Below are 25436 nucleotides of genomic sequence, written 5' to 3'. Positions count from 1 at the left end.
GGAATCCCCTGGCAGTAATCGTCCTTGAGGCGGCGCCACCAAAAAAGAGGATAATTCATGCTCTATGCAATTCTGGCCTATCACGTCGAAAATGTCGTCGTGTCCTGGACGGCCGAACAGGACACGGCCGTCATGGCCGATCTGCACGAGATCCACGACAAGCTGACGGGCGACGGCACGATGGGTCCTGCGGCGCGGCTCGGCGGCACCAAGGGGGCGTTCACGCTGCGTGGGCCTGGTGCGGGCGTGGTTATCGATGGGCCATTCGCCGAGACCAAGGAACAGTTGCTTGGCTTTTATGTCGTCGAATGTGCGACGCGCGAAGATGCCATTGCAGTCGCGCGCAATTTGCGTCGGGTGAATCCGACGGCCGTATATGAGATCCGTCCGGTGCAGTTATTCCTGCCGGGCGCACCCAAGGAAGCGACGCACAGCCTGGCAGATCATGTGAGAGGAATCTCGTGAAGGCGGAACGCAGCCCGGATGGCGCATAGCCAAACCGGGCTACGCGCCTCAACTCGTTGGCTCGCCAAAGGTCGCGCGGAACGGATGCGCGGGATAGACGCCCACAATCCGGAATTCGCGTGAGAAAAACTTCAGCTCTTCGAGCGCGTAAGCGAGGTTGCGGTCGTCGGGATGACCATCGACATCCGCATAGAACTGCGTGGCGAAGAACTCGCCATCGACCATGTAGCTTTCCAGCTTGGTCATGTTGACACCGTTGGTCGCGAATCCGCCGAGGGCCTTGTAGAGCGCGGCGGGCAGGTTGCGCACCCGGAACACAAATGAAGTGATCAGCGACGGACCCGAGTCTTGCGCCGCCCACTGCGAGTCCTTCGACAGGATCACGAAGCGCGTGGTGTTGTGGCTCTCGTCCTCGACGTCCTCGGCCAGGATATCGAGGCCGTAGATTTCCGCGGCAAGACGGGGGGCCAGCGAAGCGCAGCTCTTGTCGCCGCGTTCAGCGACGATACGGGCCGAGCCCGCCGTATCGGCGGCGACGACGGATTTCACGCCCAGCTTGCGGATCAGTCGTCGGCACTGGCCGAGCGCATGGACGTGGCTTTCGATGGTCTTTATGTCCTCGATCTTGGCGCCGCGCGGCGCCATCAGCTGGTGATGGATCGGGATAAACCATTCGCCCACGATATGCAGGCCGGATGCCGGCAGCAGATGATGGATGTCGGCGACACGGCCGGCGATCGAATTCTCGATCGGGATCATGCCAAGATCGGCTTCGCCAGAGGCGATGGCGGCCAGCGCATCCTCGAAGGTCGGACACGGTAACGGTTCGGCCTGCGGAAAGGCCTCCACGAGGGCGATGTGGGAATTCGCGCCGGGTTCGCCCTGGAAGGCGACTTTCGTGATCTGTTTCTGGGAAATGGTCATGGCGGACCTTGTATCAGCCGGTCAGTGGTTTGCCAGCAGCTGGCGAGCGGTTTCGAGGTCTTCGGGGGTATCGACGCCGAGCGGGACGGAGTCCACGATGGCCGCATCGATCCGCATGCCGGCCTCAAGGGCACGCAATTGTTCGAGCTTTTCGCGCCGCTCCAGGGTCGAGGGCGCGAGCTTGACGAAGCCTTTCAGCGCCGCGCGGCGATAGGCATAGAGCCCGATGTGATGATAGCGCGGGCCCTCGCCATAAGGCGCGGTGGCGCGGGTGAAATACAGCGCATGCAGCCGGCTCGGACCGATGGGCGAGCCGATCAGCTTCACCACATTGGGATTGGTGTGTTCCCCGTCCTTCCGGATTTCGGCAGCCAGCGTGGCGATATCGACCTTGGGATCGTCCAGCACGCGCACGGCCGCAGCAATGTCGCCAGGTGGAATGGTGGGCAGATCGCCCTGCACATTAACGATGGTCTGTACGGTTCCTGCCGGATCGAGCTTCCCCAGCGCCTCGAAGATCCGGTCCGAGCCCGACGGGTGGTCCGGGGAGGTCATGACAGCTTCGAAGCCGTGCGCCGTCACGGTCGCAGCGATCTCCGGTGTATCCGTGGCGACGGCCACGCGGCCGATGGCAGCCTCGCTGGCGCGGCGCGCGACGTGCACGATCATGGGGAGGCCCGCGATGTCGAGCAGGGGCTTGCCGGGCAGGCGCGTCGCGGCCATCCGGGCGGGAATGAGCACCAGGGTGCGGGCATCGGTCATGGCAGTTCGGTTTGGTAACTGAAGCTTGGCAAAATTGGCTCGAATTCCGTCTGTCGGGCCTGGAAAACCATGATGCAGATCAAAGGCAAGCCCGGCGGCGCGGCGTTTATACGGGTTGCCAGAACCAGGGCAAACCGTTATCTCGACTGGGCAGGCTGACTGGGCCTGTAGACGTGATTCATGGGCGCGTCGAGGCCGTGGGAGCGGCCTTCCAATGACCTAAAACGGGCGTGGGGCTTACCGAATATGGACTCTTTCGAACTTAACAAGATCATGGGAGCCATTCTCGGCACCTGCCTTGTGCTGATGGCGACGAATTTTGCCGCCCAGGCCGTTTTCACGCCGAAGCATTTGGAAAAGCCCGGCTACGATATCGCCGTGAAGGAAGAGGCTGCCGGCGGCGGTGCCAAGGCAGCGGCTGCGCCCTCCGAGCCGATTGAGAAACTGTTGCAGACCGCCTCGGTGGAGAAGGGCCAGACGGCTGCCAAGAAGTGCGCTTCCTGCCACACCTTCGAAAAGGGCGGTCCGAACCGCGTCGGTCCGAACCTCTATGGCGTCATCAACGACCATATCGGCCAGGGCCGTAACGGCTTCAACTTCTCTGCGGCCATGAAGGCCAAGGGCGGCAGCTGGAGCTTTGAGGAGCTGAACAAGTTCATCGCCAATCCGAAGGGCACCGTGCCCGGCACCGCCATGGGCTTTGCCGGTATCCAGAAGGACAGCGAGCGGGCCGACCTGATCGCCTATCTGGCGACGCTGGCCGATACGCCGGTGCCGCTGCCGACGGCGGCGAAATAGCCGCGCATAACGCGTTTTCGTCACATTTTATGTTCGATCGACGGCCGGGCCAAAAGCCCGGCCGTCGTCGTTTCCGCATTACCAAAGCTTAAGCGGGACGTTTGGCCGCAAAGGCTTAGGATGCAACTGGCGCGACGGGTGGTATCTTGCGGAAAAGCCGGCATAATCGGTCGAACCCTCGCCTCATATGACCGTTCTACTTGCTCCCGGTTCACAGGATTCAGCACTTTGACAATCTCCCGACGCCGTCTTCTGAAGACCTCCGCTTTCGCCGCCCTGACGCCTGTGCTTGGCGGGGTCGGCAGTCTCCCGGTGACCGGAGTTGCGCGAGCGCAGCCCGCTGCGGGTGGAGCGGAATGGCGGCACGCACTGTCGTTGTTCGGGGAGATCAAGTATCCGGCAAACTTCAAGCGTTTCGACTACGTCAACCCGGACGCGCCGAAGGGCGGCACCGTGCGTCAGATCGCACTCGGCACCTTCGATAATTTCAACATCGCGGTGGCTGGCGTGAAGGGCAACATTGCCGGCGCGGTCGGCCTGATCTACGAGTCCCTGACGACACCCTCGCTCGACGAAGTCTCGACCGAATATGGTCTGCTCGCCGAAGCCGTCAGTCATCCCGAGGATTATTCGTGGGTGACCTATCGCTTGCGCGCCGAGGCGAAATGGCACGACGGCAAACCCGTCACGCCTGAAGACGTGATCTTCTCGCTCGACTCGTTCAAAAAGTACTCGCCGCAATATTCCGCTTACTACAGCCATGTGGTGAAGGCCGAGAAGGTCGGCGATCGCGACGTGAAATTCACGTTCGACGGGCCCGGCAATCGTGAACTGCCGCAGATCGTCGGTCAGCTCACGGTGCTGCCGAAGCATTGGTGGGAGGGCACCAACGCCTCCGGGCAGAAGCGCGATATCGGCAGCACGACGCTCGAATTGCCGCTTGGAAGCGCAGCCTATCGTATCAAGGACTTCGCGCCGGGACGCAATGTCGTCGTCGAGCGCGTGAAGGACTATTGGGGCGCAAAGCTGGCCGTGAATGTCGGCAAGTACAATTTCGATGAGATCCGCTACGAGTATTTCCGTGACGGTACGGTCGCGCTCGAAGCGTTCAAGGGCGATCAGGTTGACTGGCGCACCGAGAACAGCGCGAAGAACTGGGCAACCGCCTATGATTTCCCGGCCGCCACCGAAAAGCGCGTGATCCTCGAAGAATTCACCAATCGTTCCTCGGGTGTCATGCAGGCCTTTGCGATGAATATCCGTCGCGACAAGTTCAAGGATGCGCGCGTTCGCCGCGCGCTGAACTACGCCTTCGATTTTGAGGAGATGAACAAGCAGATCTTCTTCGGCCAGTACAAGCGCATTGCGAGTTATTTCGAAGGCACCGAACTGGCGTCTTCCGGCCTGCCCGAGGGCAGGGAGCTCGAAATCCTGGAGGCGGTGCGCGCCGAGGTGCCCCCCGAGGTTTTCACCAAGCCTTACACCAATCCGGTCGGCGGCAACGCCGAGAATGTGCGAGCAAATCTGCGCGAAGCGACACAGTTGTTGAAGGCTGCCGGCTACGAGATTCGCGATCGTAGGCTCGTCAATGCCAGCACCGGTGCGCCGTTCGAGATCGAGTTGCTCGGAGACGATCCGAGCTCTGAGCGCATCGCGCTGTTTTTCAAGCCATCGCTGGAACGGCTCGGCATCGGCGTCACCGTGCGCACCATCGATGCGACTCAGTATGAAAACAGGCAGCGAAGCTGGGATTTCGATATCGTTGTGGCTTTGTGGCCGGAATCGCTGTCGCCAGGCAACGAGCAGAGGGATTTCTGGGGCTCGAAGGCTGCAGACGTGCCCGGTTCGCGCAACGTTGTCGGCATCAAGGATCCGGCCGTCGATAAGCTGATCGAACGCGTGATCTTTACCAAGGACCGCGCCGATCTCGTGGCTGCGACCAAGGCGCTGGACCGTGTCCTGCTTTGGAATCACTTCGTCGTTCCGCAGTTCACTTACAACAAGGTTCGCACCGCGCGTTGGGATCGCTTTGGGCGGCCACCCGAACCGCCGAAATATGGTCAGTCCGGCTTTCCTTCGATCTGGTGGTGGGATGCGGAAAAGGCGGCGAAGACCGGCGGGCGCTCTTGAGGAGGCTGTCGCGCATGGCGCAGCTCAATCGTCGGCACGTACTCGGTCTCGGCCTCGGCGCCATCGCAGCATCGCGCTTCAGCCCGGCGCTCGCGCAGGGCAGCAGCGAAGCGCATGGCATGTCTGCTTTCGGCGATCTGAAATATCCCGCCGACTTTCCGCATTTCGACTATGCGAATGTGAAGGCGCCGAAGGGCGGGACGTTTTCGACCATCCCATCGGTGAAGGCTTTCAATCAGTCATTCCAGACCTTCAATTCGCTGAACGCCTATGTGCTGAAGGGGGACGGTGCGCAGGGGATGGGGCTCACATTCACGACGCTCATGGTCCGCGCCGCCGATGAGCCCGATGCGATGTATGGTCTCGCGGTGAAGTCCGTGCAGATTTCTGCGGATGGTCTTGTGTATCGTTTCACCATGCGTCCGGAAGCGCGTTTCCATGATGGCAGCAAGCTCACTGCCCACGACGCAGCCTGGTCGCTGACCACGCTCAAGGCCAAAGGCCATCCCATCATCACCCAGCAGATGCGCGACGTTGTGAAGGCGGAAGCGTCCGACGATGCCACGCTGGTGGTGACATTTGCCGAAAGACGTGGCCGTGACGTACCGCTGTTCGTGGCTGGGCTGCCGATCTTCTCAAAGGCTTATTATGCGAAGCGGGAGTTCGACGAATCGACACTGGATACGCCGCTCGGTAGCGGGCCTTACAAGGTCGGGCGCTTTGAGGTCGGTCGCTTCATCGAATTCAACCGTGTGAAGGACTGGTGGGGCGCGGATCTTCCAGTGTGCCGCGGTCACTATAATTTCGATACTGTCCGGTTTGATTTCTATCGTGACCGCGATGTCGCTTTCGAGGGCTTCACGGGGCGCAACTATCTGTTCCGTGAGGAATTCACCTCGCGCATCTGGAGCACGCGTTACGACTTTCCGGCTATCAAGGAAGGGCGCGTCAAGCAGGAGATTATTCCGGATGACCGGCCATCCGGTGCGCAGGGTTGGTTTATTAATACACGCCGGGCGAAGTTTCAGGATTCGCGCGTGCGCGAGGCGCTGGGCAACGCGTTCGATTTCGAGTGGACCAATAAAACCGTCATGTATGGTTCCTACGAACGCACGGTCTCGCCATTTCAGAACTCCGATCTGATGGCGGTGGGCGCTCCTTCGCCGGAAGAGCTGGCCCTGCTCGAACCGTTCCGCGGCAAGGTGCCGGCCGAGGTGTTCGATCACCCCTATATGCCGCCGGTGTCCGACGGTTCAGGGCAAGATCGTACGCTGCTGCGCAAGGCGATCCAGTTGCTCAACGAAGCTGGCTGCGTGATGAAGAACGGCAAGCGCATGACCGCGCAAGGCGAACCGTTCAAGATTGAGTTCTTGCTCGACGAGCCGAACTTCCAGGCGCATCACATGCCGTATATCAAGAATCTCGGCACTCTCGGCATTGAAGCGAATCTACGTCTCGTCGATCCCGTGCAGGAGCAGGCCCGGCGTAACGATTTCGATTTTGACATGACGATCGAGCGTTTCGGCTTTTCGACCGTACCCGGAGATTCGCTCCGTCCGTTCTTCACATCTCAGGCTGCCGCCACCAAGGGGTCGAAGAATCTGTCAGGCATTGCCGACCCCGTGGTCGATGCGCTGATCGAGCAGGTGATTGCTGCGGAGAGCCGCGCCAAGCTCGTTTTCGCTGCACGTGCGCTCGATCGCGTCATTCGTGCCGGTCGCTACTGGGTGCCGCAATGGTATTCGAACAAACATCGGCTGGCCTATTGGGATGTGTTCGGTCATCCCGCGCAATTGCCGAAATATCTCGATACGGTTGCGCCCGATCTCTGGTGGGCCGCAGCCGACAAGACGGCGACCGAGCAGGCGAAATAAGATGACCGCATATATCGCACGCCGGGTGTTGCTGATGTTTCCCACGCTGCTGGGCATCCTGCTGGTGTCCTTCGTCGTGGTGCAGTTCGCGCCCGGCGGTCCTGTCGAGCGTGTCATTGCGCAGATGAGCGGCGCGGATACAGGAGCGTCGCGCGCATCCGGTTCTTCATCGGGCGGCGATTTCGGCAGCCGTGCCCAACCCGGGGCGGGTGCGGATGCCGTGAATTCGAAGTATCGCGGCGCGCAGGGGCTCGATCCTGCCTTCATCAAGAATCTTGAAAAGCAGTTCGGATTCGACAAGCCGGCGCCGGAACGTTTTCTGCTGATGGTCTGGAATTACGCGCGCTTCGATTTCGGCAAGAGTTATTTTCGCGATACATCGGTAGTGCAACTGATCAAGGAAAAGCTGCCGGTCTCGATGTCGCTCGGCATCTGGATGATGCTGATCAGTTATCTGATCTCGATACCGCTCGGCATCCGCAAGGCTGTTGCGGACGGATCGAGATTCGACACCTGGACCTCGGCTGTGATCATTATCGGCTTTGCGATTCCAGGCTTTCTGTTCGCGATTCTGTTGATCATCCTGTTCGCCGGCGGTTCGTTCTGGAGCCTCTTTCCGCTGCGCGGGCTGACTTCGGACGGCTGGAGCCAGTTTCCGTGGTACTGGAAGATCATTGACTATTTCTGGCACATTACGCTGCCGCTGGTTGCGATGGGGCTCAGCGCTTTCGCCACCACGACATTGCTGACCAAGAACTCGTTCCTTGATGAAATCCGCAAGCAGTATGTAATGACCGCCCGAGCCAAGGGGTGCACCGAGCGGCAGGTGCTCTATGGTCACGTTTTCCGCAACGCCATGCTGATCGTCATCGCCGGCTTTCCAGGCGCCTTCATCGGTGCATTCTTCTCCGGTGCCTTGCTGATCGAGACGATCTTTTCACTCGACGGTCTCGGCTTGCTCGGCTTCGAGAGCGTGCTCAACCGCGACTATCCCGTGGTGTTCGGCACGCTATTCATCTTCTCACTGCTGGGATTGATCGTCGGCCTGATCTCCGATCTGGCCTATATGTGGGTCGATCCGCGGATCGATTTCGAGGTGCGGGAAGTCTGATGACCGTCACAGCTCCCATGCCTGTCGAAACCACTACGCAGACGCCACTCGGCGGGGCCGTGCCACCGTCGCGTCGTTCGCTGGGCCTGTCGCCGCTCAACAGGCGTCGCTGGCAAAATTTCAAAGCCAACCGGCGTGGTTATTGGTCGCTCTGGATCTTCTCGCTTCTGTTCGTCATTTCGCTATTTGCGGAAGTGATCGCCAATGATCGACCGTTCCTGATCAAATTCGATGGCAAACTGTATTTCCCCTCAATCGTCACCTATTCAGAAACCACCTTTGGTGGCGATTTCGAAACCGCCGCGGATTATCGCGATCCATTCCTGCAGAAGCTGATCGCCGAGAAGGGCGGCAGCATATATTGGCCGCCAATCCGCTATTCCTATGACACCCATAATCTCGACCTGCCGACCCCGGCGCCGTCGAAACCGACCTGGATGCTCACCGAAGAGCAATGCAAGCCAGTGGTCGAGAAGAAGGGGCTCAAGGGCTGCCGCGATCTCGAATACAACTGGCTGGGTACTGACGATCAGGGCCGCGATGTCGTTGCGCGCCTGATCTATGGCTTCCGCATCTCCGTGCTGTTCGGACTCACACTGACGATCCTGTCCTCCATCATCGGCGTCGCCGCCGGTGGCGTGCAGGGCTATTTCGGCGGCTGGGTCGATCTCGCTTTCCAACGCTTCATCGAGATCTGGAGTTCGATTCCATCGCTCTATCTGCTGTTGATCCTGTCGGCGGTGCTGGTGCCTGGATTCTTCGTGCTGCTCGGTATTCTCCTGCTTTTCTCGTGGGTCTCGCTGGTCGGTCTGGTTCGCGCCGAATTCCTGCGCGGGCGTAATTTTGAGTATGTCACTGCGGCACGGGCGCTGGGCGTCTCCAATCGCAGTATCATGGTGAGACACCTGCTGCCCAATGCCATGGTCGCCACCATGACATTCCTGCCCTTCATCGTGTCGTCTTCAGTGATGACGCTGACGGCGCTCGATTTCCTCGGCTTCGGTCTGCCGCCTGGCTCGCCGTCGCTCGGGGAGCTGCTGTCGCAGGGCAAGGCCAATGTACAGGCGCCCTGGCTCGGTTTCACCGGCTTCTTTGCGGTGGCGATCATGCTGTCGCTGCTGATCTTCATCGGCGAAGCGGTGCGCGATGCTTTCGATCCGCGTAAGACGTTCAGGTAGGGCTGAGATATGGATGCCATCAACCAGCCCTTGCTCGACGTGCGTGATCTCTCGGTTACCTTCCATCAGGGTGGCGACACATCGGTTGCTGTTAATAAGGTCTCGTTCGACATCAAGCGCGGTGAATGCGTCGCGCTCGTTGGCGAGTCCGGTTCGGGTAAATCGGTCAGCGCGCTGTCGGTGCTGAAGCTGCTGCCCTATCCGATGGCCTCGCATCCATCGGGTGCGATCCGGTTCAAGGGGCACGATCTGCTCGGGATGTCCGAGACCGACATCCGGGCCATCCGCGGCAATGACATCTCGATCATCTTCCAGGAGCCGATGACCTCGCTTAACCCGCTGCACACCATCGGTGCGCAGATCGGCGAGATTTTGCAGCTGCATAACGGCATGCGTGGCACCGCAGCCCGCGCGCGCGTCCTCGAACTGTTGACACAGGTCGGGATTCCCGATCCGGAGACGCGGCTCGGCAGCTATCCGCATCAGCTCTCGGGCGGCCAGCGCCAGCGCGTGATGATCGCAATGGCACTCGCCAACGAACCGGATCTGTTGATCGCCGATGAGCCCACCACGGCGCTTGACGTCACCGTGCAAGCGCAGATTCTTGCGCTGCTCGCCGACATTCGCCGGCGACTCGGCATGAGCCTGCTGTTCATCACTCACGATCTCGGTATCGTCCGGCGTATCGCCGAGCGGGTTTGCGTGATGAAGAACGGCGAGATCGTCGAGCAGGGGCCTGTGGAGCAGGTCTTCACCTCGCCGCAGCATCCCTACACCAAGGCGCTGCTCGCAGCCGAACCGAAGCCCGACCCTGCGCCGCCGCAGCCGGATGCGCCGGTGGTGATATCCACCGATGACCTCAAGGTCTGGTTTCCCATCAAGCGGGGGCTGCTGCGCAAGACTATTGGACATGTGAAGGCCGTCGATGGTGTCAGCGTCAGAATTCGCCAGGGCGAGACGTTAGGCGTCGTCGGCGAATCGGGCTCGGGAAAGACGACGCTCGGACTCGCATTGCTGCGTCTGATCTCGTCGCAGGGGCCGATCGTGTTTCTTGGCAAGGATATCCAGGGCCTGCAGTTCAAGCAGATGCGCCCTTTCCGCCGTGACATGCAGATCGTGTTCCAGGACCCTTTTGGCGCACTCAGCCCACGCATGTCCGTTGGTGACATCGTTGCCGAGGGACTCAGCGTACATCAGCGCGCGCTCTCCGAGGATGAGCGCGAAGCGCGCGTCGTCAAGGCGCTGCAGGATGTCGGTCTCGATCCGGCCACGCGATTCCGCTACCCGCACGAGTTCTCGGGCGGCCAGCGCCAGCGGATCTCGATCGCACGTGCCGTGGTGCTTGAGCCGAGCTTCGTGGTGCTCGACGAGCCGACCAGTGCGCTCGATATGCTGTTCCAGGCGCAGATGGTCGATCTCTTGCGCGAGCTGCAGCGCAAGCGCGATCTCACTTATATGTTCATCTCCCACGATCTCCGCGTGGTCGCCTCGCTGGCGAGCCATCTGATCGTGATGCGTCATGGCAGGGTGGTGGAAGAGGGCCCCGCTGTCGAGCTGTTCAAGAATCCGAAGTCCGACTATACCCGCGCGTTGTTCGCCGCTGCCTTCCGCATCGAGGCGGTGCCGGGCGGTGCAGTGGCGCAATAGCACCATGTCTACCGATAACAAGGATGGTATTGCGGATCGCGTCATGGATGTCGCGGTGTCGCCATCGGTCACGATTGCGAAGGGCTATCTGCCTTACGAGCGCTATGACATTGCGATCATTCGTGACCATGACGAGACTTTGCGTCAGCAACGTGACGTGCTGCGCGCCGGTCGCGTCGCCGCCGTTCTGCCCGTCGATCTCGGTCGTGGCGAAATCGTGCTGCTGCGCCAGTTCCGCCTGCCGGCGCATCTCGCCACCGGGCATGGCGAGATGGTCGAAATCGTCGCGGGGCGTATCGATGGTGACGAGAGGGCCGTCGCGGCAGCCGCGCGGGAATGCCGTGAGGAGATCGGCATCGTGCCGGACCGACTGATCGAACTCTACAGCGTATTGCCGACACCGGGGATCACCGATGAACTCGTGACGTTCTTTCTGGGGTTCATCGATAGCAGCAAAGTGCCACAGCGCGGTGGCCTTGCCGACGAACACGAAGATACGCGCCCGTTTATCGTGACGATCGATGCAGCCATCGCGGCCCTCGAGCAGGCGCAAGTTTTCAACGGTTTGATGATCAGCGCCCTGCAATGGCTGGCGCTGCACCGGGATCGCCTACAGGATTATTTCGAGCAAGCGGCTAATCCAGCCGTTTGATGCTCGTAATCGAGCTACCGGCTGCAGCGATCCGTGCGATGGCACCTCGTGTATCCTCGATCGCCGTCATCATGTGATGCGCGTTGGCGTGCACGATGGTATGGGCATCGCGAACGATAGCGACATGGCCTTGCCAAAAGATGAGATCGCCGCGCTTGAGTGTTTGGCTCTCAGCCGGGGATAAGGCACGGCCGAGACCGCTTTCCTGCATGTCGCTGTCGCGCGGACAGCCGGTGCCAGCGGCGGTCAGCGCCATTTGCACGAGACCCGAGCAGTCGATGCCGAGGCTGGTTTTTCCGCCCCAAAGATATGGCGTTCCGACAAAGCGTTCGGCAACAGCGACGAAATCCGGTTCGATGAAGCCGAGTTCGGCGACATGCTGCTTCGGGATGTGATGACCGTTGCTGGCGATGGCAAAGGCATCAGTCATTCTCGCGATGGAAAGTCGCGCGCCGAGCGGCAGCGTGTCCATCGGCGGGATTTTGATCGATGGACCGGGAAAGGCGAAGGTGCGTAAGGCCGTTACCTTATGGGTGGGTGCCGGACCCGGAGGATAAAGTGCTAGGTCTGAAATCCAGCCGACATAGCCGTCCGAATTGAGCTGGCCCCAGGCCCAGCCTTCGTCGTTGCGGTCGTAGATCGTAACGCGCTCGCCGCGCAGCGCCTGCGTATCGAGCATTGCGCCAGCGAAAGGATCGCGTCGCATCGCAGTTGCGCCGTCGGTGATCTCGAATTCCTCGCCGGTGACGAAGCGTGCGGCTTCAACTTTGCCTTCAAGATACTTGGCGGCAACATCGGGTCGTGCAGGGGTGAGGCGCTTATCCATAGCGCTGAATCAGCAGCGCATAGATTGCGCGGGCCGCCTGGCATTCGCCCCCTTCGGGGCGTGCGGGCTTCGCCGAGGGCGTCCAGCCATAGATGTCCACATGCAGCCAGCTCCTGGCGGATTCAACGAAACGCTGCAGAAACAACGCGCAGGTGATTGAGCCGGCAAAGCCCCCGGATGGCGCGTTGTTGATATTGGCGACCTTCGAATCGAGCCACGCGTCGTACGGGGCCCAAAGCGGCAATCGCCACAACGGATCGTTCTGCTCTTTTGCAGCACGCGCCACCTCGAGAGCAAGCTCTTCGTCATTTGTGTAGAATGGCGGCAGTTCCGGGCCTAATGCAACCCGCGCGGCGCCGGTGAGGGTGCCGAGATCGATAAGCAGCTCCGGCTCTTCCTCGTCGGCCAGTGCAAGCGCGTCGGCGAGCACGAGGCGCCCTTCGGCATCGGTATTGCCGATCTCGACTGTCGGTCCCTTGCGCGATTTAAAGATATCGAGCGGGCGGAAAGCATTGCCGGCGACCGCATTTTCGACCGCAGGAATCAGAACGCGCAGGCGTACCTTGAGCTTGGCGTCCATGATCATCAGTGCGAGCGCGAGCACATTGGCTGCGCCGCCCATGTCCTTCTTCATGATCAACATGCTGGAGGACGGCTTGAGATCGAGCCCGCCGGTGTCGAAGCAGACACCCTTGCCAACCAGCGTCACCTTCGGGTGAGCCGGATTGCCCCAGGAAAAATCGATCAGACGCGGTGCGCGGGGCGAGGCCATGCCGACGGTATGAATCAGTGGAAAATTTCGCGCGGCGAGATCATCGCCGGTGATGCAGTTGAAGCTGGCGCCGAATCGTGTGGCGAGCTCCTCTGCCACCTTTGCTAGTTCTGCTGGCCCCATGTCGTTGGACGGCGTATTGATCAGATCGCGTGCCAGGGCGGCGGCTTCCGCGATGCGACTGACCTCGGCGATGTCGATGCCGCCGGGCGGCACCAGTTTCACCTTCGGCGCTTCATTCGCGCGATAGCGGCCGAAGCGATAGGTGCCCAGCATGAAAGCGAGCACGGCAAGACGCGTGTCGTGGGGGGCGTTGGCAAAACGATAGGTGCCGGGAGGCAAAACGTTTGGTAGCACACCGGCGCGGAACAGGTCGTGATGCTTGGCATCCTTGTCCTCGAGCCCGAACAGCACCTGCGCAATAGCGCCCTCGCTATCGGGGAGCGCCAGCCACACGCCAGGCTTGCTGGAAAAGCCACTGGCCGTGGCGAACGCCCTTGCCGGTGCGGGCAGCGTCGCTGCGATCTCCGGCCAGGTGCTCTTGGTCACGAAGGTGATCGGGATCGCCGGTGTGATAGGGGATAAGTCGAGGGTAGAGTGCATGGCGAGGCTCGCAGCTGAGAAGAGGCCATTATGCGGCCGAACGCGTCAAGAGGTGGTAACCGGGGATATGATAGCGGACGTTCCGATTAACCAGCCATTAGGGTTAACACTCTATTGCTGACCCAATCTGTTCGATCATTCGGATCATTCTTGAGTCAAAGTGCCATGCGTCAGCCCTTCTGTGTTGCGCGGTTTCTCGTGACTGCTGCCACGACGGCAATTCTGGCCGCCGGCCTTGCCGGCTGCAAGACCGCGGGCATGTCCGACATCACCGGTTCCATCGGCACGCGCGCCGAAGCGTCGCCGGCGAGTCCGCCCGTCGATCCTGTGCGCGACATTGGGGTCTATGGCGAGCGGTTCCGCGCCAATCCGCGCGATGCGGACGCTGCGATGCGCTATGGCCAGGCGCTGCGCGCCAACGGGCAACGCGCGCAGGCTGTCTCCGTGTTCGAACAGGCGACACTCAACAATCCCGGCAACAAGGCGCTGATGGCCGGCTATGGCCGTGCCCTCGCCGATGCCGGAAATTTCGAACGCGCTTTCGAAGTGCTCGGTACCGCGCATTCACCGGCCAATCCCGACTGGCGCATTCTGTCGGCGCAGGGCGCTGCGCTCGACCAGATGGGACGACACGACGAAGCACGCCGCTACTATGACAACGCGTTGAAGATCCGGCCCGAAGAACCCTCGGTGTTGTCGAATCTCGGCCTGTCCTACATGCTGTCGAAGGATCTGCCGCTGGCCGAAGCGACGCTCCGCCGGGCACAGCAGGGACGCGGGACTGTGGATCCGCGCGTCAGGCAAAATCTGGGACTCGTCGTCGGCCTGCAGGGCCGCTTCAGCGAGGCTGAGACGATCGTTCGTGCCGATCTGCCGCCAGATGAAGCTGCTGCCAACGTCGCCTATCTCAAGCAGATGCTGAGCAACAAGGCCGGCGCGCGTTTCAGCGGCCAGGACGACGCGAAGCGCTCGTAAGCGCTTCATCGTTCATTGCATCGCGGCGACCTTGATGCCGGTCGGCCCGAGAATGACCACGAATAGCACCGGCAGGAAGAATAGGATCATCGGTACCGTGAGCTTCGGCGGCAGGGCTGCAGCTTTCTTCTCCGCCTCGTTCATGCGCATGTCGCGATTCTCCTGCGCCATCACGCGCAAGCTCTGGCCAAGCGGCGTGCCGTAGCGCTCCGACTGCATCAGCGCGAGACATACAGATTTCACGCCTTCGAGGCCGGTGCGTTTGGCGAGATTCTCATACGCCACCTTGCGATCCTGCAGATAGGACAGCTCGGCTGTGGTCAGAGTGAATTCCTCTGCGAGCGGGATCGATTGCGAGGCAATCTCGATGGAGACGCGGCGGAACGCGACCTCGATAGACATGCCGGATTCGATACAGATTAGCAGCAGGTCGAGAGCGTCGGGAAAGGCGCGGCGGATCGAAAGCTGGCGTTTTGTGATGGCATTCTTGAGAAAGATCATCGGCGCCTGCATACCGAACCAGGTCGCGCCGACGCACATGCCGATCTTGACGGGGAGCGATTGCTCCATCCGGGAGATGACGAATACGTAGAGGATCGCAAGTATCAGAAAGGCAATCGGTGTGACGAGACGGAAGAACAAAAAGGTGACGTAAGGCGCCTGACCGCGGTAACCGGCCATCACCAGCTTGTCGAGGGCCGCTTCCTGGGCCAGCCATTTGGTGAGATTGAAGTCGCTGACGACCTTGGAAACGATTTGTTTCGGCGTCTGTCGCAGCGAGACCTTTCCGGTATTGGCTATACGGTCGCGCTCGCGTTGACGCAGCCGCTCGCGCTCGCTGGCAACGGCCTTCATGCGCTTGGCCAGCCCGTCGCTGGCGAACAGCGGCACCAGCAACGTATAGGCAGTTGCCGTCACGGCGACGGCCGCCATGAGCATCATCATGAAGCGGGTGTCGTGCAGCTTTGCGATCAGCAGATCAACCATGACGCACCATCAGAAATCGAAATTGATCATTTTCTTCATGACCAGGATGCCGCAGCTCATCCACACCACGCAGCCTGCCAGCATCAGACGGCCGGTCGGATGGGTCCAAAGCAGCGAGATATAGTCGGGCGTGCTCAGATAGACGAGCAGCATAACGATTGGCGGCAGCGAACCGATGATGGCGGCCGAAGCCTTGGCCTCCATCGACATCGCCTGGATCTTCTCTTTCATCTTCTTGCGGTCGCGCAGCACCTTGGAAAGATTGCCAAGTGCTTCCGATAGATTGCCGCCCGACTTCTGTTGGATCGAGATCACGATGCCGAAGAAATTGGCCTCCGGCAGCGGCATGCGATCATAGAGGCGTGCACAGGCGTCGCCGAGCGGCATGCCGATGGTTTGGGTTTCGATGATGGCATTGAACTCGCTGCGCAGCGGCTCCGGCGCATCCGCAGCGACGACCTTCAGGGAGTCGAACAGCGGCAGGCCGGCCTTGATGCCGCGGACCACGACGTCGACTGCATCGGGCAGCGCCAGCAGAAAAGCATTTTCGCGGCGCTTCTTGAGAAAGCCGAGCAACCAGCGTGGCAGCCCGAAGCCGGCGGCGAAAGCGAGACCAGCGCCCGCCAACAGGCCGCCGCCGAACAATGCGGTTATCGCGAAGGCGAACAGGCCCATTATGCCGGAGATGACGAGAAATTTCTGCTCGCTCCAGTCGAGCCCGGCCTGCGCGATACGGGTGCCCAGCGGCACCTTGTTCTTTTCCTTGTTGCGTGCCTCGACTTCCTTCAAGGATGTCTCGACCTGATCGCGCCTGGAGCGCTGTGCGCGATCGACCGAACGCGCCTTCGGCTCAGTCCGCGCGATCGAGGAGCGGCGTTCCTCGGCCTTCTTCTCGCCGGACAGTTGGGGATAGAGGAAGACCCAGGCGAGGCCGCCGACCGCGACCGAAGCCATGAAAGCCAGTGCGAGCGCCTGCATGTTCATCGGCTGCTCCCCTTAGATGTTCGCCGCAACTTCGGCTGCGTCCAGCGCTGCGGCAAGTCGCTTCTCTTCGCCGTAATAGCGCGCACGTTCCCAGAATTTGGGGCGGCCGATCCCGGTGGATCGATGACGACCAATGATGCTGCCATTCGCATCCTCACCAACGATGTCGTATAGGAACACGTCCTGGGTGATGATGGTGTCACCTTCCATACCCATCACTTCGGTGATGTGGGTGATGCGTCGCGAACCGTCGCGCAGGCGCGCCGCCTGCACGATGACATCGATGGAGGCGCAGATCATTTCGCGGATGGTGCGCGACGGCAGCGAGAAACCGCCCATGGTGATCATCGACTCACAGCGGGACAAGGCTTCGCGTGGGTTGTTGGCGTGCAGCGTGCCCATCGATCCGTCATGGCCGGTATTCATCGCCTGCAAGAGATCGAATGCTTCCGGCCCGCGGACTTCGCCGACGATGATACGTTCTGGACGCATACGCAGACAGTTGCGTACCAGCTCGCGCATGGTCACCTGACCCTCACCTTCGATATTCGGCGGGCGGGTTTCCAGGCGCACCACATGCGGTTGCTGCAGCTGCAGTTCGGCAGCGTCTTCGCAGGTGATGATGCGTTCGTCATCGTCGATGTAGTTGGTCAGGCAGTTTAGCAGCGTCGTCTTGCCGGAGCCGGTACCGCCGGAGATCAGGACATTACAGCGGACACGGCCAATGATCTGCAGGATCTGCGCGCCCTCCGCGGAGATTGCGCCGAATTTCACGAGCTGATCCAGCGTCAGCTTGTCCTTCTTGAACTTACGAATGGTGAGCGCGGGACCATCGATCGCCAGCGGCGGCACGATGGCGTTGACACGCGAACCGTCGGCGAGACGGGCGTCGCAGATCGGCGAAGACTCGTCGACGCGGCGGCCGACCTGGCTGACGATGCGCTGGCAGATGTTGAGCAGTTGCTGATTGTCACGGAAGCGGATTCCGGTCTTCTGGATACGGCCAGCGACTTCGATAAATACGGTGCCAGCGCCGTTGACCATGATATCGGCAATGTCGTCGCGTGCCAGCAGTGGTTCCAGCGGACCGTAACCGAGTACGTCGTTGCAGATGTCGTCGAGCAGCTCTTCCTGCTCGGCGATAGACATCACGATATTCTTGATCGCGATGATCTCGTTGACGATGTCGCGGATTTCCTCGCGTGCCGATTCGCTGTCGAGCTTGGCGAGCTGGGCGAGGTCGATTGCCTCGATCAGCGCGCCGAAGATCGTTGCTTTGACCTGATAATAGTTGTCCGAGCGGCGCTCGGGGACCGGCGCCGCGGGAGCACGTGCGGGAGAGAGCGGCGGTGCGGAGACGATCGGCGCAGCCGATGCGGATGGCGCAGCCGGCGGAGAGCTGGCGGGCCGAAGGGGACGAAGCTCGGTCTCTATTCCACTACGCTTACCAAACACGACTCAACTCCTTGCGGTACGTCACTTTGACCGCAACTTCTCCAGCAGCGGCGCGAGAAGGGAGCCTCGCGGCTTTTTCGCCTCGCCGCGGCCGGTCAGCCGCTGGGCGATCTGCAGGAACATCTCCGTGGTACGATGATTGGCCGAGACCTCGGCAATCATCTGACCGTTATTTGCGGCGGCGCCAAAGATCTGCGGTTCGAACGGGATGGTCGCGATTGGCGGGGTCTCGATGGCCTTGGCGAATTCGGCGGCGCTGATTTCCGGACGTTTCGGCACGCCGACCTGATTGAGACAATAGAGCGGCGGCCGATCGTTCGGTCGCGAGGCCTTGATCAGGTCGTACATATTCTTGGTGTTGCGCAGATTGGCCAGATCCGGCGAGGCGACGATCAGAATATCATCGGCACCGATCAGCGCGCGCTTGGTCCAGCCGGTCCATTGATGCGGCACGTCGAGCACGATGCAGGGCATCGTCGAGCGCAGCGTATCGAAGATGGAATCGAAGGCTTCGGTGCCGAAATCGTAGACGCGCTCCAGCGTTGCCGGCGCGGCCAGCAAGCTGAGATGATCTGTGCATTTCGACAGCAGGCGGTCGATGAAGGCAGTGTCGATACGGTCCGGCGAGAACACCGCATCCGCGATGCCTTGCGGGGGGTCCTGATTGTAGTCGAGGCCGGCGGTGCCGAAGGCGAGGTCCAGATCGGCGACTACGGAGTCTAGCGCCAGATCGCGGGCGATGGCCCAGGCGACATTGTGTGCGATGGTGGACGCGCCGACACCGCCCTTGGCGCCGACGACGGCGATGATGCGGCCGACAGCCTTGGCTTCCGGTGCGGAGAACAGGCCGCAGATCGAGCGGACGACGTCGATGGTGACGACCGGCGCAATCACATAATCGCTGACGCCGCGGCGGACCAGCTCACGGTACAGCGTGACGTCGTTAACTTTGCCGATCACGATGACGCGGGTGCCTGCGTCGCAGACGGTTGCGAGCTGGTCGAGTCCGCCGAGAATGTCGGTGCGTGGCTCGGCCTCGAGCAGGATAACGTTCGGCGTTGGCGCGGAACGATACGCCTCGATGGCTGCAGCCATACCGCCCATCTGAATCTTCAGATGCGCCTTGGCCATGCGACGATCCTCACCTGCTGCCTGCACGGCCGAAGCGGTCTCGACGGTTTCGCAGAACGCCTGAACTGACACCCGGGGCGCCGGCGCGATATGCTCCTCCGTTGCCGGAACCGGTGCGGTGACGGGCTGCTCGTCGTCTGTCTTTTGCGCGTAGCTGATCATTGGCCCACGTTGCTGATCTTGTTCTTATCCGCATCCGGATAGGTGGTAACTGTCGCTTGACCCTGACGATACTTGTCGAGTGCATAGGTTCGACGAGCCGCATAGACCGGCGTTTCCGGTCGCGGCTGCACAAGGTCGGACGGATTGGAGACCATCGCGGCGAGATTGCGCTGCGACGCGCAACCGAGATTGTAATAGGGACGGTTGGAGATATAGCTCTTGTTCTTGATCGACGCGCTCAAATCCTCAGGCCATGTGCCGCAGGGGCCAGCGGTGGCGGCAACGAGCGGATAGCCAAGGCGGATCGTGGCGAATTGGCGCGGATCGTTTGGAGTGTAAGTGCGAGCCGCGACCGCATTTGCCGGCACCCCGGTGGCGGCCAGCAGTGAACGTATCTCGCGATTGGATTCCTGCGCTGCTCGCGCATTGGGCGTGTGAGCCGGCACTTCTACCGTAATCACACCAGTGCCTTCGCGCAGCCAGCTCTGACCGACGGCGATGACATCGGCGCGTTGAGTCGCAGTGAGACCGCCGCGGAAGCTGCCGACGAACACTTCGGTGCTGCGCAGCCGCTCTTCCACCACGATGGGATGACGCAGGCGATAGTCGCTCGGGACGCTGGTGGCGACGTCATCCTGCGCCACGGTCCTGCAACCGCCGAGCGCGATGGTTGCGCCGACGATTGCGGCGGCGAGGGCGAGGCTGCGCGGGATGTTGCTTGTCTGGGTCATCTGATCTCCCGGCCTCAATCCGTGATGAATCCGAAGGCGCCACGATAGCCGCGGGCGGGCTCGGGCTTGCGGCCCGGTACGCCGTAGATGCGATTGACGGTGCCGAGCAGGTCGGCCTGCGGATCGGACGCGTCGACGAAGCCGTCATCCGGCCGCGACAAATCCTTCTGCGCGACGGCGCGGACGACATAAGGCGTCACGATCACCATCAGCTCGGTGTTATTGTTGACATAGTCGCGGCTCTTGAACAGCGTGCCGAGCACCGGCACCTGCGCCATGCCGGGCAAGCCGCTCATGGCCTGCTTGGTCTGCTGCTTGATCAAGCCGGCCATGGCCATGGAGCCACCCGAGGGAATTTCCAGCGTGGTATCTGCGCGGTTGGTCTTGATGGCGGGGATCTGGGTTCCGCTGATGGAAACCGAGTTTTCCTGCGACAGTTCTGAGACCTCGGTGGCCACGCGCAGGCTGATGCGGCCTTCGCTCAGCACCACCGGCGTGAAGCCGAGCGAGATACCGAATTTCTTGAAGTTGATCTGGGTCGTACAGATCCGCGTCGTGGGATCGCACGTATTGCCGCCGGGGACGGGGAATTCACCACCGGCCAAGAAATTAGCCGTCTCGCCCGAAATGGCGGTCAGGCTCGGCTCAGCCAGCGTGCGGATGACGCCGGCGTTCTCCATCGCCTTGAGCGTGGCCGTAACGGACGGGCCAGCGCCGAACGAAGCCGCGATGGAGTTGCCATCGACCAGGTTCTTGCCGCTCGCGGTGAACGGATTGGCATTGTTGAAGCTGACGACCGAGGTGCCGTAACTCAGCTTGCCCGACAGGTCGACACCGAGCTGCTTGACGATATTGCGCTGAACTTCGGCGACCGTCACCTTCAGCATCACCTGGTCGCGCCCGCGCACCGCGATGTTGTTGACGACCTTATCCAAGCCGCCGGCGAGGCGCGCAGCGAGATCGGCCGCCTGCTGGGCTTCCACCTGGCTGGCAGCAGAGCCCATCAGCATGATGCCATCGCCGAGGCCTTCGACGCGGATATCGGCGGTCGGCAGCGTCTGCTTCAGTGCGGCGCGAATGCCGTTGAGATCGCGTGTCACCGCGATGTCATAGGCGGCAATCTGCTGGCCGGCGCTGTCGAAGAAGATGATATTGGTTTGTCCGACGGTCGCACCGATGATGTAGGCGCGCTGCGCCGAACGGACCACGGCATTGGCGATCTTCGGATCGGCGACGAGCACGTCCTTCACATCGCGCGGAAGATCGATCACTACGGACTTTCCGATGCCGAGCGGCAGGAAGCGCGCATTCAGCTGCCCGGCGCCGATAGCCTTGTTGGCGCCGTAGTCGGCGGCATCTGCGACCGGCAGTACGGAGCCGAGCGTCAGCGCCGCGATGGCTGTCACCGAGAGCGCGCGGGCTATCGTGCTCCGCATCGATCCGCTCGTTGCCTTCAGCTTCATCGTCTGCGTCCTTGTCACTTCGTGATCGTCGCGGTCGACGGAATGCCGTACCGGACGATGTTGACGGTGCTGCCGCGGCGGCGGGTGCCTGGATCTTCACTGGGCGCTTCCGGCGCATTGGCATCGGCCAGTGCACGCAGCGCCAGCGAGAGGGTGCCGCTCTGGCGGGCGCGGGCGAGCAGCTCGGCCTGTTCCGGCTTCAGTTCGAGCGTCGCGGTCTTGCCAACCACGGTGTTTTGCCCGTCCTTCTCCTTCGGCGCCTGATCGATGGCGAGCACGCGGATATTGCTGAGAATGATTTCGGATGTGACGCCGTCGGCGCCGCCGCTATCGGGGCCCTTGTCGCGCTTTGACAGAATCACATCGACGCGATCGTTCGGCAGGATGAAGCCGCCGGCCCCGGTTTCCGGTGAAATTTCGGTGGAGACGGCACGCATGCCCGAGGGCAGCACGGCGGCCATGAAGCCGGCGCCGTTGGCCCGCACGAGTTTGGCCTCACGGATCGGCTCGCCGGCAATGAAAGGGGAACGTGCGATGGCGCCGGCCATCTGCGTCATCGCTTCAGGACGCGTATTACGGCTGATCACATTGGCGCTGGCGGCGCTCGTCGGCCATGACTGCCACTGCATGTCATCTGGGCCGATCGGCTGACCGAGCGCGATGTCACCCTTGGCGACAAGTACATCCGTGGTGGGAAGTTCTGCAACCTGCGGGGGAGGGGGCGGGGCGTCGGAAGAGCTCGCGAGATACAGCGCCACGCTGCCAGCGCCGAGTGCAATGGCGAGGACCACTATACGTGCGGTATTCATACGCTTCACTTTCCACATTACGCCGCGACGCACCTGTCGCTGTGGTGTGGAGTTGAGCAGTTATTCGTCAAAGCATGGTTAATGAGCGGTATCTAAATCGAGTTAACGATTTTGAGCCGGTATCAGCCCAGCGCGAGGCGGCCGAGATCCACCGCCTTGATCCACTGGGTTTCCGGATAGACCAGCAATGCGCCGAGCGCGAGCGCGACGCCATAAGGGATACCGCTTTCCTTGTGATGCAGGCGCAGCAACCATTCCTGCCGGCCCAGCGCGTAGGGCAGCGGCCATTGCCTGAACTGCAGCAGCAGCAGCGTCAGCGCGCCACCGAACAGAGACGCATAAATGAGGTACTGCAACAGATGATCGAAGCCGAACCATAGTCCGGCGCAGGCGGCGAGCTTGGCATCGCCGCCGCCAATCCAGCCGAAAGCGAAACACGCGAAGGCGATCACCAGCACGAGGCCGCCCGCACCAAGATGCAGCAGGGCAGTGGTTGGGCTCATGCCGCTGAGAAGCGCGACGAAAGCGAAGCCGGCGATGAGCAGCATCGAGATTCGATTCGAGATCGTCATAGTGAAAAGGTCGCTGATCGCCGCATAGGCCATCAGACCCGGAAACAGCAGGAGGCGTGTCAAATCGAGGATCATGGCTGTTGGTGGCCCGTGCGGAAACGACGGCGGAGCGTAGCCGGTAGAAATGAACAATCGGAAAACAAGAAACTATTTACCAAACCGCTGCGATCCGTTCGATCACAGCCAGCAACGCGAGCAGCAGCGCCGCGCAGACGAGCCCCGCGGGGTCGCGTAGCGAGATCGCCAGCGTGTGACGGAGGGAGCGCTGGGCTGCACTATGTTTCATGGGTGGACCTGGTCGAACGGATAAAAGCTTTCCAACAAAAAAGGCTCCGGAGCACCGGAGCCTTTCTTGCAACCACGTCGAGAATTTACTTGAGAGAGCTGTTGATCGACGTGAACTTGCCGTTCAGGTTCGAACCGAGGCCATTCACGACCGCGATGATGGCGAGCGAGATGCCGGCGGCGATCAGGCCGTATTCGATTGCGGTGGCGCCGGACTCATCCTTGAGGAAACGCGAAACGATATTCTTCATAATCGAAAACTCCATATGTGCACGTGGCTGTCGATCTAGATGCCTGGTCTCCCCGGCGTTCTCAGCACCGTGACCATGCGCAGACCCTAGGAGTTTGGGATTGCAGTGCGGTTAATTCGATTGATGAAAGTCGATAGCATTTGTCTCTTCTTGTGCACGGTAAATGCCTACTTAAGGCGAAGACAGAACGGCTTAGGTGCCATCACACCGCGCTTTTACGGGTTGGTTTAGTGCTCTTTAAGTATGCCGCGGTAACTCTGAGATAGGAAAACCGCGAGCTTCGAGATGTCCACATTGCCCATGGAAGTGCTGCACATGTTCGGCGATACCATCATGAAGGTGGTCCCGATCACGATCGTTCTCGCCGTTGTATTCACGGTGCTTACGCATTTCTGGGCGTGCAATCCGGGCAAGCCGTGGTGGCGCAAGAGCGAGATCGTCACCGACATCTGTTATTGGTTCTTCGTGCCGCTGATCACGCGCGTGGTGCGCATCGGGCTTCTGGTGCTCGGCGCAGCGGTCGTCTTCAATATCCATGGTGCGGACGATCTGATCGCCTTCTACGACAACGGCCACGGTCCGCTGGCTCAGCTGCCGCTCTGGGTGCAGGCTATTCTCTTTCTGGTGGCCTCGGACTTCCTGCTGTACTGGTTTCACCGGATGTATCATGGCGGTGAATTCTGGAAGTACCATGCTATCCATCATTCCTCCGAGGAGGTGGAATGGATTTCGGCCGCGCGCTTCCACCCCGTCAATCTATTCCTCGGCACGGTCGCCGTGGATGTGATGCTGTTGATGGCCGGTATCTCGCCGAATATCATGCTGTGGGTCGGCCCCTTCACGACCTTCCACTCGGCCTTCGTCCACGCCAATCTGAACTGGACCCTTGGCCCGTTCAAATATGTCATCGCTACGCCGGTTTTCCATCGTTGGCATCACACCTCGCTGGAGCAAGGCGGTAACACCAATTTCGCCGGCACCTTCCCGCTCTGGGATATCCTGTTCGGCACCTTCCGAATGCCGGAGGGCGAGCTGCCCGACAACTACGGCGTCGATGGCGAGCCGTTGCCGAAGGAGATCGGCGGACAACTGGCCTATCCGTTCCGGCAATTGAGCGCGGCGGCCAAGCAATGACGTGATCGAGCCCGGCCTATCGCCGGGCTTCATCGTTTCCGGATCGTCCGATCGATATCGCCGTTTGCTGTTCCTTCACCAATTAACGGCAGATTCGCCATGTCGGGCGCCGGCACCGCTGCGTATTTGCTTAGGCCGGCTCGTATCGTCCCGGAGTACAGGATGTCATTTCTATTGTCGCGTTGCCGCGCCTCGGCGGCCCTGATCATCCGGGCACTTGCCGTCGGTTTCGTTCTCTTTCCCGCTGCGGGCCTCCCGGCCGCTGCCGACGACATGATCTCGGTCCGTGTCGATCAGGCCAGGCTCGTCAAGTTTCCAGAGAAGATCGCCACCATCGTCATCGGCAACCCGTTGATCGCCGATGTCACGCTGCAACCGGGTGGCATGGTCGTGGTCACGGGCAAGGGTTACGGCGCCACCAACGTGATCGCACTGGATCGTAGCGGTGCTGTGCTGATGGATCGCGTCGTCCAGGTCGAAGGCCCGGCGGACAAGGTCGTCACTGTTTATCGTGGTATGGCGCGGGAATCCTATAGTTGCACGCCGGAATGCGCGCGACGCGTCACGCTTGGGGATGCCGAGACCTATTTCAAGTCGGCGATGGATCAGGCGGGCGCCATCGGTGGGCAGGCGGCGAGCAGCGGCTCCGCGACGGGAACGACCGGCAGGGTCAACTGATCGTCGATCCGGGCCGCGATTCGCGGCTCCGTATTGGCGATAGTTAACAACGTGTTAACCGATCCGCCTGGTTTGTT

The 25436-nt window shown here is 61.2% G+C and carries 25 protein-coding genes; 11 read left to right on the top strand and 14 right to left on the bottom strand.

The features are described 5' to 3' along the window. The first annotated feature begins 57 nt into the window (after positions 1-57). Entirely contained in the window at positions 58-465 is a 408-nt protein-coding gene (locus tag E0H22_RS21645; protein ID WP_233023027.1) for a YciI family protein, read from the top strand. A 48-nt stretch (positions 466-513) separates the two neighbouring features. Here the strand turns inward: E0H22_RS21645 and E0H22_RS21640 are convergent, their stop codons facing one another. After that, a complete protein-coding gene (locus E0H22_RS21640; protein WP_233023026.1) occupies positions 514-1389 on the bottom strand; it encodes a prephenate dehydratase in 876 nt (291 codons plus the stop codon). Between the two features lie 21 nt (positions 1390-1410). Further along, a complete protein-coding gene (locus E0H22_RS21635; protein ID WP_233023025.1) occupies positions 1411-2151 on the bottom strand; it encodes a 3-deoxy-manno-octulosonate cytidylyltransferase in 741 nt (246 codons plus the stop codon). A gap of 246 nt (positions 2152-2397) precedes the next feature. On the opposite strand from E0H22_RS21635, the gene E0H22_RS21630 reads away from it, so the two are divergent. The 7 genes from E0H22_RS21630 to E0H22_RS21600 all read left to right on the top strand — a co-directional run bounded on the left by E0H22_RS21630 (position 2398) and on the right by E0H22_RS21600 (position 11541). Next, complete coding sequence (locus E0H22_RS21630; RefSeq protein ID WP_233023024.1) at positions 2398-2949, top strand: c-type cytochrome; 552 nt, start codon at positions 2398-2400, stop codon at positions 2947-2949. A gap of 228 nt (positions 2950-3177) precedes the next feature. Then, on the top strand, positions 3178-5079 hold the full coding sequence (locus tag E0H22_RS21625; protein ID WP_233023023.1) for an extracellular solute-binding protein: 1902 nt from the start codon (positions 3178-3180) through the stop codon (positions 5077-5079). Between the two features lie 14 nt (positions 5080-5093). Then, on the top strand, positions 5094-6953 hold the full coding sequence (locus tag E0H22_RS21620) for an extracellular solute-binding protein (protein ID WP_233023022.1): 1860 nt from the start codon (positions 5094-5096) through the stop codon (positions 6951-6953). A gap of 1 nt (position 6954) precedes the next feature. Continuing rightward, positions 6955-8064, top strand: a complete 1110-nt coding sequence (locus tag E0H22_RS21615) for a microcin C ABC transporter permease YejB (protein WP_233023021.1) — start codon at positions 6955-6957, stop codon at positions 8062-8064. Further along, positions 8064-9242 carry an ABC transporter permease gene (locus E0H22_RS21610; protein ID WP_233023020.1) on the top strand — a complete coding sequence of 393 codons (1179 nt, stop codon included), beginning with the start codon at positions 8064-8066 and terminating at the stop codon, positions 9240-9242. The genes E0H22_RS21615 and E0H22_RS21610 overlap by 1 nt, the downstream gene beginning before the upstream one ends. 9 nt (positions 9243-9251) lie before the next feature. Then, positions 9252-10889, top strand: coding sequence for an ABC transporter ATP-binding protein (locus E0H22_RS21605; protein ID WP_233023019.1), 1638 nt, complete (start codon positions 9252-9254; stop codon positions 10887-10889). A gap of 4 nt (positions 10890-10893) precedes the next feature. Next, on the top strand, positions 10894-11541 hold the full coding sequence (locus tag E0H22_RS21600; RefSeq protein WP_233023018.1) for an NUDIX domain-containing protein: 648 nt from the start codon (positions 10894-10896) through the stop codon (positions 11539-11541). Here E0H22_RS21600 and E0H22_RS21595 read toward each other — a convergent pair. Both E0H22_RS21595 and E0H22_RS21590 read right to left on the bottom strand, forming a co-directional pair. Beyond that, entirely contained in the window at positions 11525-12367 is an 843-nt protein-coding gene (locus E0H22_RS21595; RefSeq protein WP_233023017.1) for a C40 family peptidase, read from the bottom strand. The two genes, E0H22_RS21600 and E0H22_RS21595, sit on opposite strands and share 17 nt — an antisense overlap. After that, on the bottom strand, positions 12360-13742 hold the full coding sequence (locus E0H22_RS21590; RefSeq protein ID WP_233023016.1) for a leucyl aminopeptidase family protein: 1383 nt from the start codon (positions 13740-13742) through the stop codon (positions 12360-12362). The genes E0H22_RS21595 and E0H22_RS21590 overlap by 8 nt, the downstream gene beginning before the upstream one ends. A 165-nt stretch (positions 13743-13907) precedes the next feature. On the opposite strand from E0H22_RS21590, the gene E0H22_RS21585 reads away from it, so the two are divergent. Then, positions 13908-14717 carry a tetratricopeptide repeat protein gene (locus E0H22_RS21585; RefSeq protein ID WP_233023015.1) on the top strand — a complete coding sequence of 270 codons (810 nt, stop codon included), beginning with the start codon at positions 13908-13910 and terminating at the stop codon, positions 14715-14717. A 12-nt stretch (positions 14718-14729) separates the two neighbouring features. Here the strand turns inward: E0H22_RS21585 and E0H22_RS21580 are convergent, their stop codons facing one another. From E0H22_RS21580 to E0H22_RS21540, 10 genes are all read right to left on the bottom strand, one after another. Beyond that, a complete protein-coding gene (locus E0H22_RS21580; protein WP_233023014.1) occupies positions 14730-15704 on the bottom strand; it encodes a type II secretion system F family protein in 975 nt (324 codons plus the stop codon). 9 nt (positions 15705-15713) lie between these two features. Further along, positions 15714-16688, bottom strand: coding sequence for a type II secretion system F family protein (locus E0H22_RS21575; protein WP_233023013.1), 975 nt, complete (start codon positions 16686-16688; stop codon positions 15714-15716). Positions 16689-16700: 12 nt separating this feature from the next. Beyond that, a complete protein-coding gene (locus E0H22_RS21570; protein WP_233023012.1) occupies positions 16701-18143 on the bottom strand; it encodes a TadA family conjugal transfer-associated ATPase in 1443 nt (480 codons plus the stop codon). Between the two features lie 21 nt (positions 18144-18164). Then, positions 18165-19436 carry a CpaE/TadZ family protein gene (locus E0H22_RS21565; RefSeq protein ID WP_233023011.1) on the bottom strand — a complete coding sequence of 424 codons (1272 nt, stop codon included), beginning with the start codon at positions 19434-19436 and terminating at the stop codon, positions 18165-18167. Continuing rightward, the gene (locus E0H22_RS21560; protein WP_233023010.1) at positions 19433-20167 is read right to left on the bottom strand and encodes a CpaD family pilus assembly protein; all 735 of its coding nucleotides are present in this window, start codon (positions 20165-20167) and stop codon (positions 19433-19435) included. The genes E0H22_RS21565 and E0H22_RS21560 overlap by 4 nt, the downstream gene beginning before the upstream one ends. Before the next feature lie 14 nt (positions 20168-20181). Continuing rightward, positions 20182-21630, bottom strand: coding sequence for a type II and III secretion system protein family protein (locus tag E0H22_RS21555; RefSeq protein WP_233023009.1), 1449 nt, complete (start codon positions 21628-21630; stop codon positions 20182-20184). A 14-nt stretch (positions 21631-21644) separates the two neighbouring features. Next, a complete protein-coding gene (gene cpaB, locus E0H22_RS21550) occupies positions 21645-22439 on the bottom strand; it encodes a Flp pilus assembly protein CpaB (RefSeq protein ID WP_233023008.1) in 795 nt (264 codons plus the stop codon). A gap of 122 nt (positions 22440-22561) precedes the next feature. Further along, positions 22562-23086: an A24 family peptidase gene (locus E0H22_RS21545; protein ID WP_233023007.1), complete on the bottom strand. Its 525-nt coding sequence runs from the start codon at positions 23084-23086 to the stop codon at positions 22562-22564. Between the two features lie 76 nt (positions 23087-23162). Next, positions 23163-23297 carry a hypothetical protein gene (locus E0H22_RS25970; RefSeq protein ID WP_283818747.1) on the bottom strand — a complete coding sequence of 45 codons (135 nt, stop codon included), beginning with the start codon at positions 23295-23297 and terminating at the stop codon, positions 23163-23165. 85 nt (positions 23298-23382) lie between these two features. Continuing rightward, on the bottom strand, positions 23383-23547 hold the full coding sequence (locus E0H22_RS21540) for a Flp family type IVb pilin (protein WP_233023006.1): 165 nt from the start codon (positions 23545-23547) through the stop codon (positions 23383-23385). Positions 23548-23832: 285 nt separating this feature from the next. Between E0H22_RS21540 and E0H22_RS21535 the strand changes: the two genes are divergently transcribed. Both E0H22_RS21535 and E0H22_RS21530 read left to right on the top strand, forming a co-directional pair. After that, entirely contained in the window at positions 23833-24681 is an 849-nt protein-coding gene (locus E0H22_RS21535) for a sterol desaturase family protein (protein ID WP_233023005.1), read from the top strand. A 162-nt stretch (positions 24682-24843) separates the two neighbouring features. Then, positions 24844-25359, top strand: a complete 516-nt coding sequence (locus E0H22_RS21530) for a pilus assembly protein N-terminal domain-containing protein (protein WP_233023004.1) — start codon at positions 24844-24846, stop codon at positions 25357-25359. The last annotated feature ends 77 nt before the right edge of the window (positions 25360-25436 follow it).

Origin of the sequence: Rhodopseudomonas boonkerdii (assembly GCF_021184025.1) — a bacterium.
In the GTDB taxonomy this organism is placed as follows: domain Bacteria; phylum Pseudomonadota; class Alphaproteobacteria; order Rhizobiales; family Xanthobacteraceae; genus Tardiphaga; species Tardiphaga boonkerdii.
This window is presented reverse-complemented; position numbering and strand designations above follow the sequence as displayed.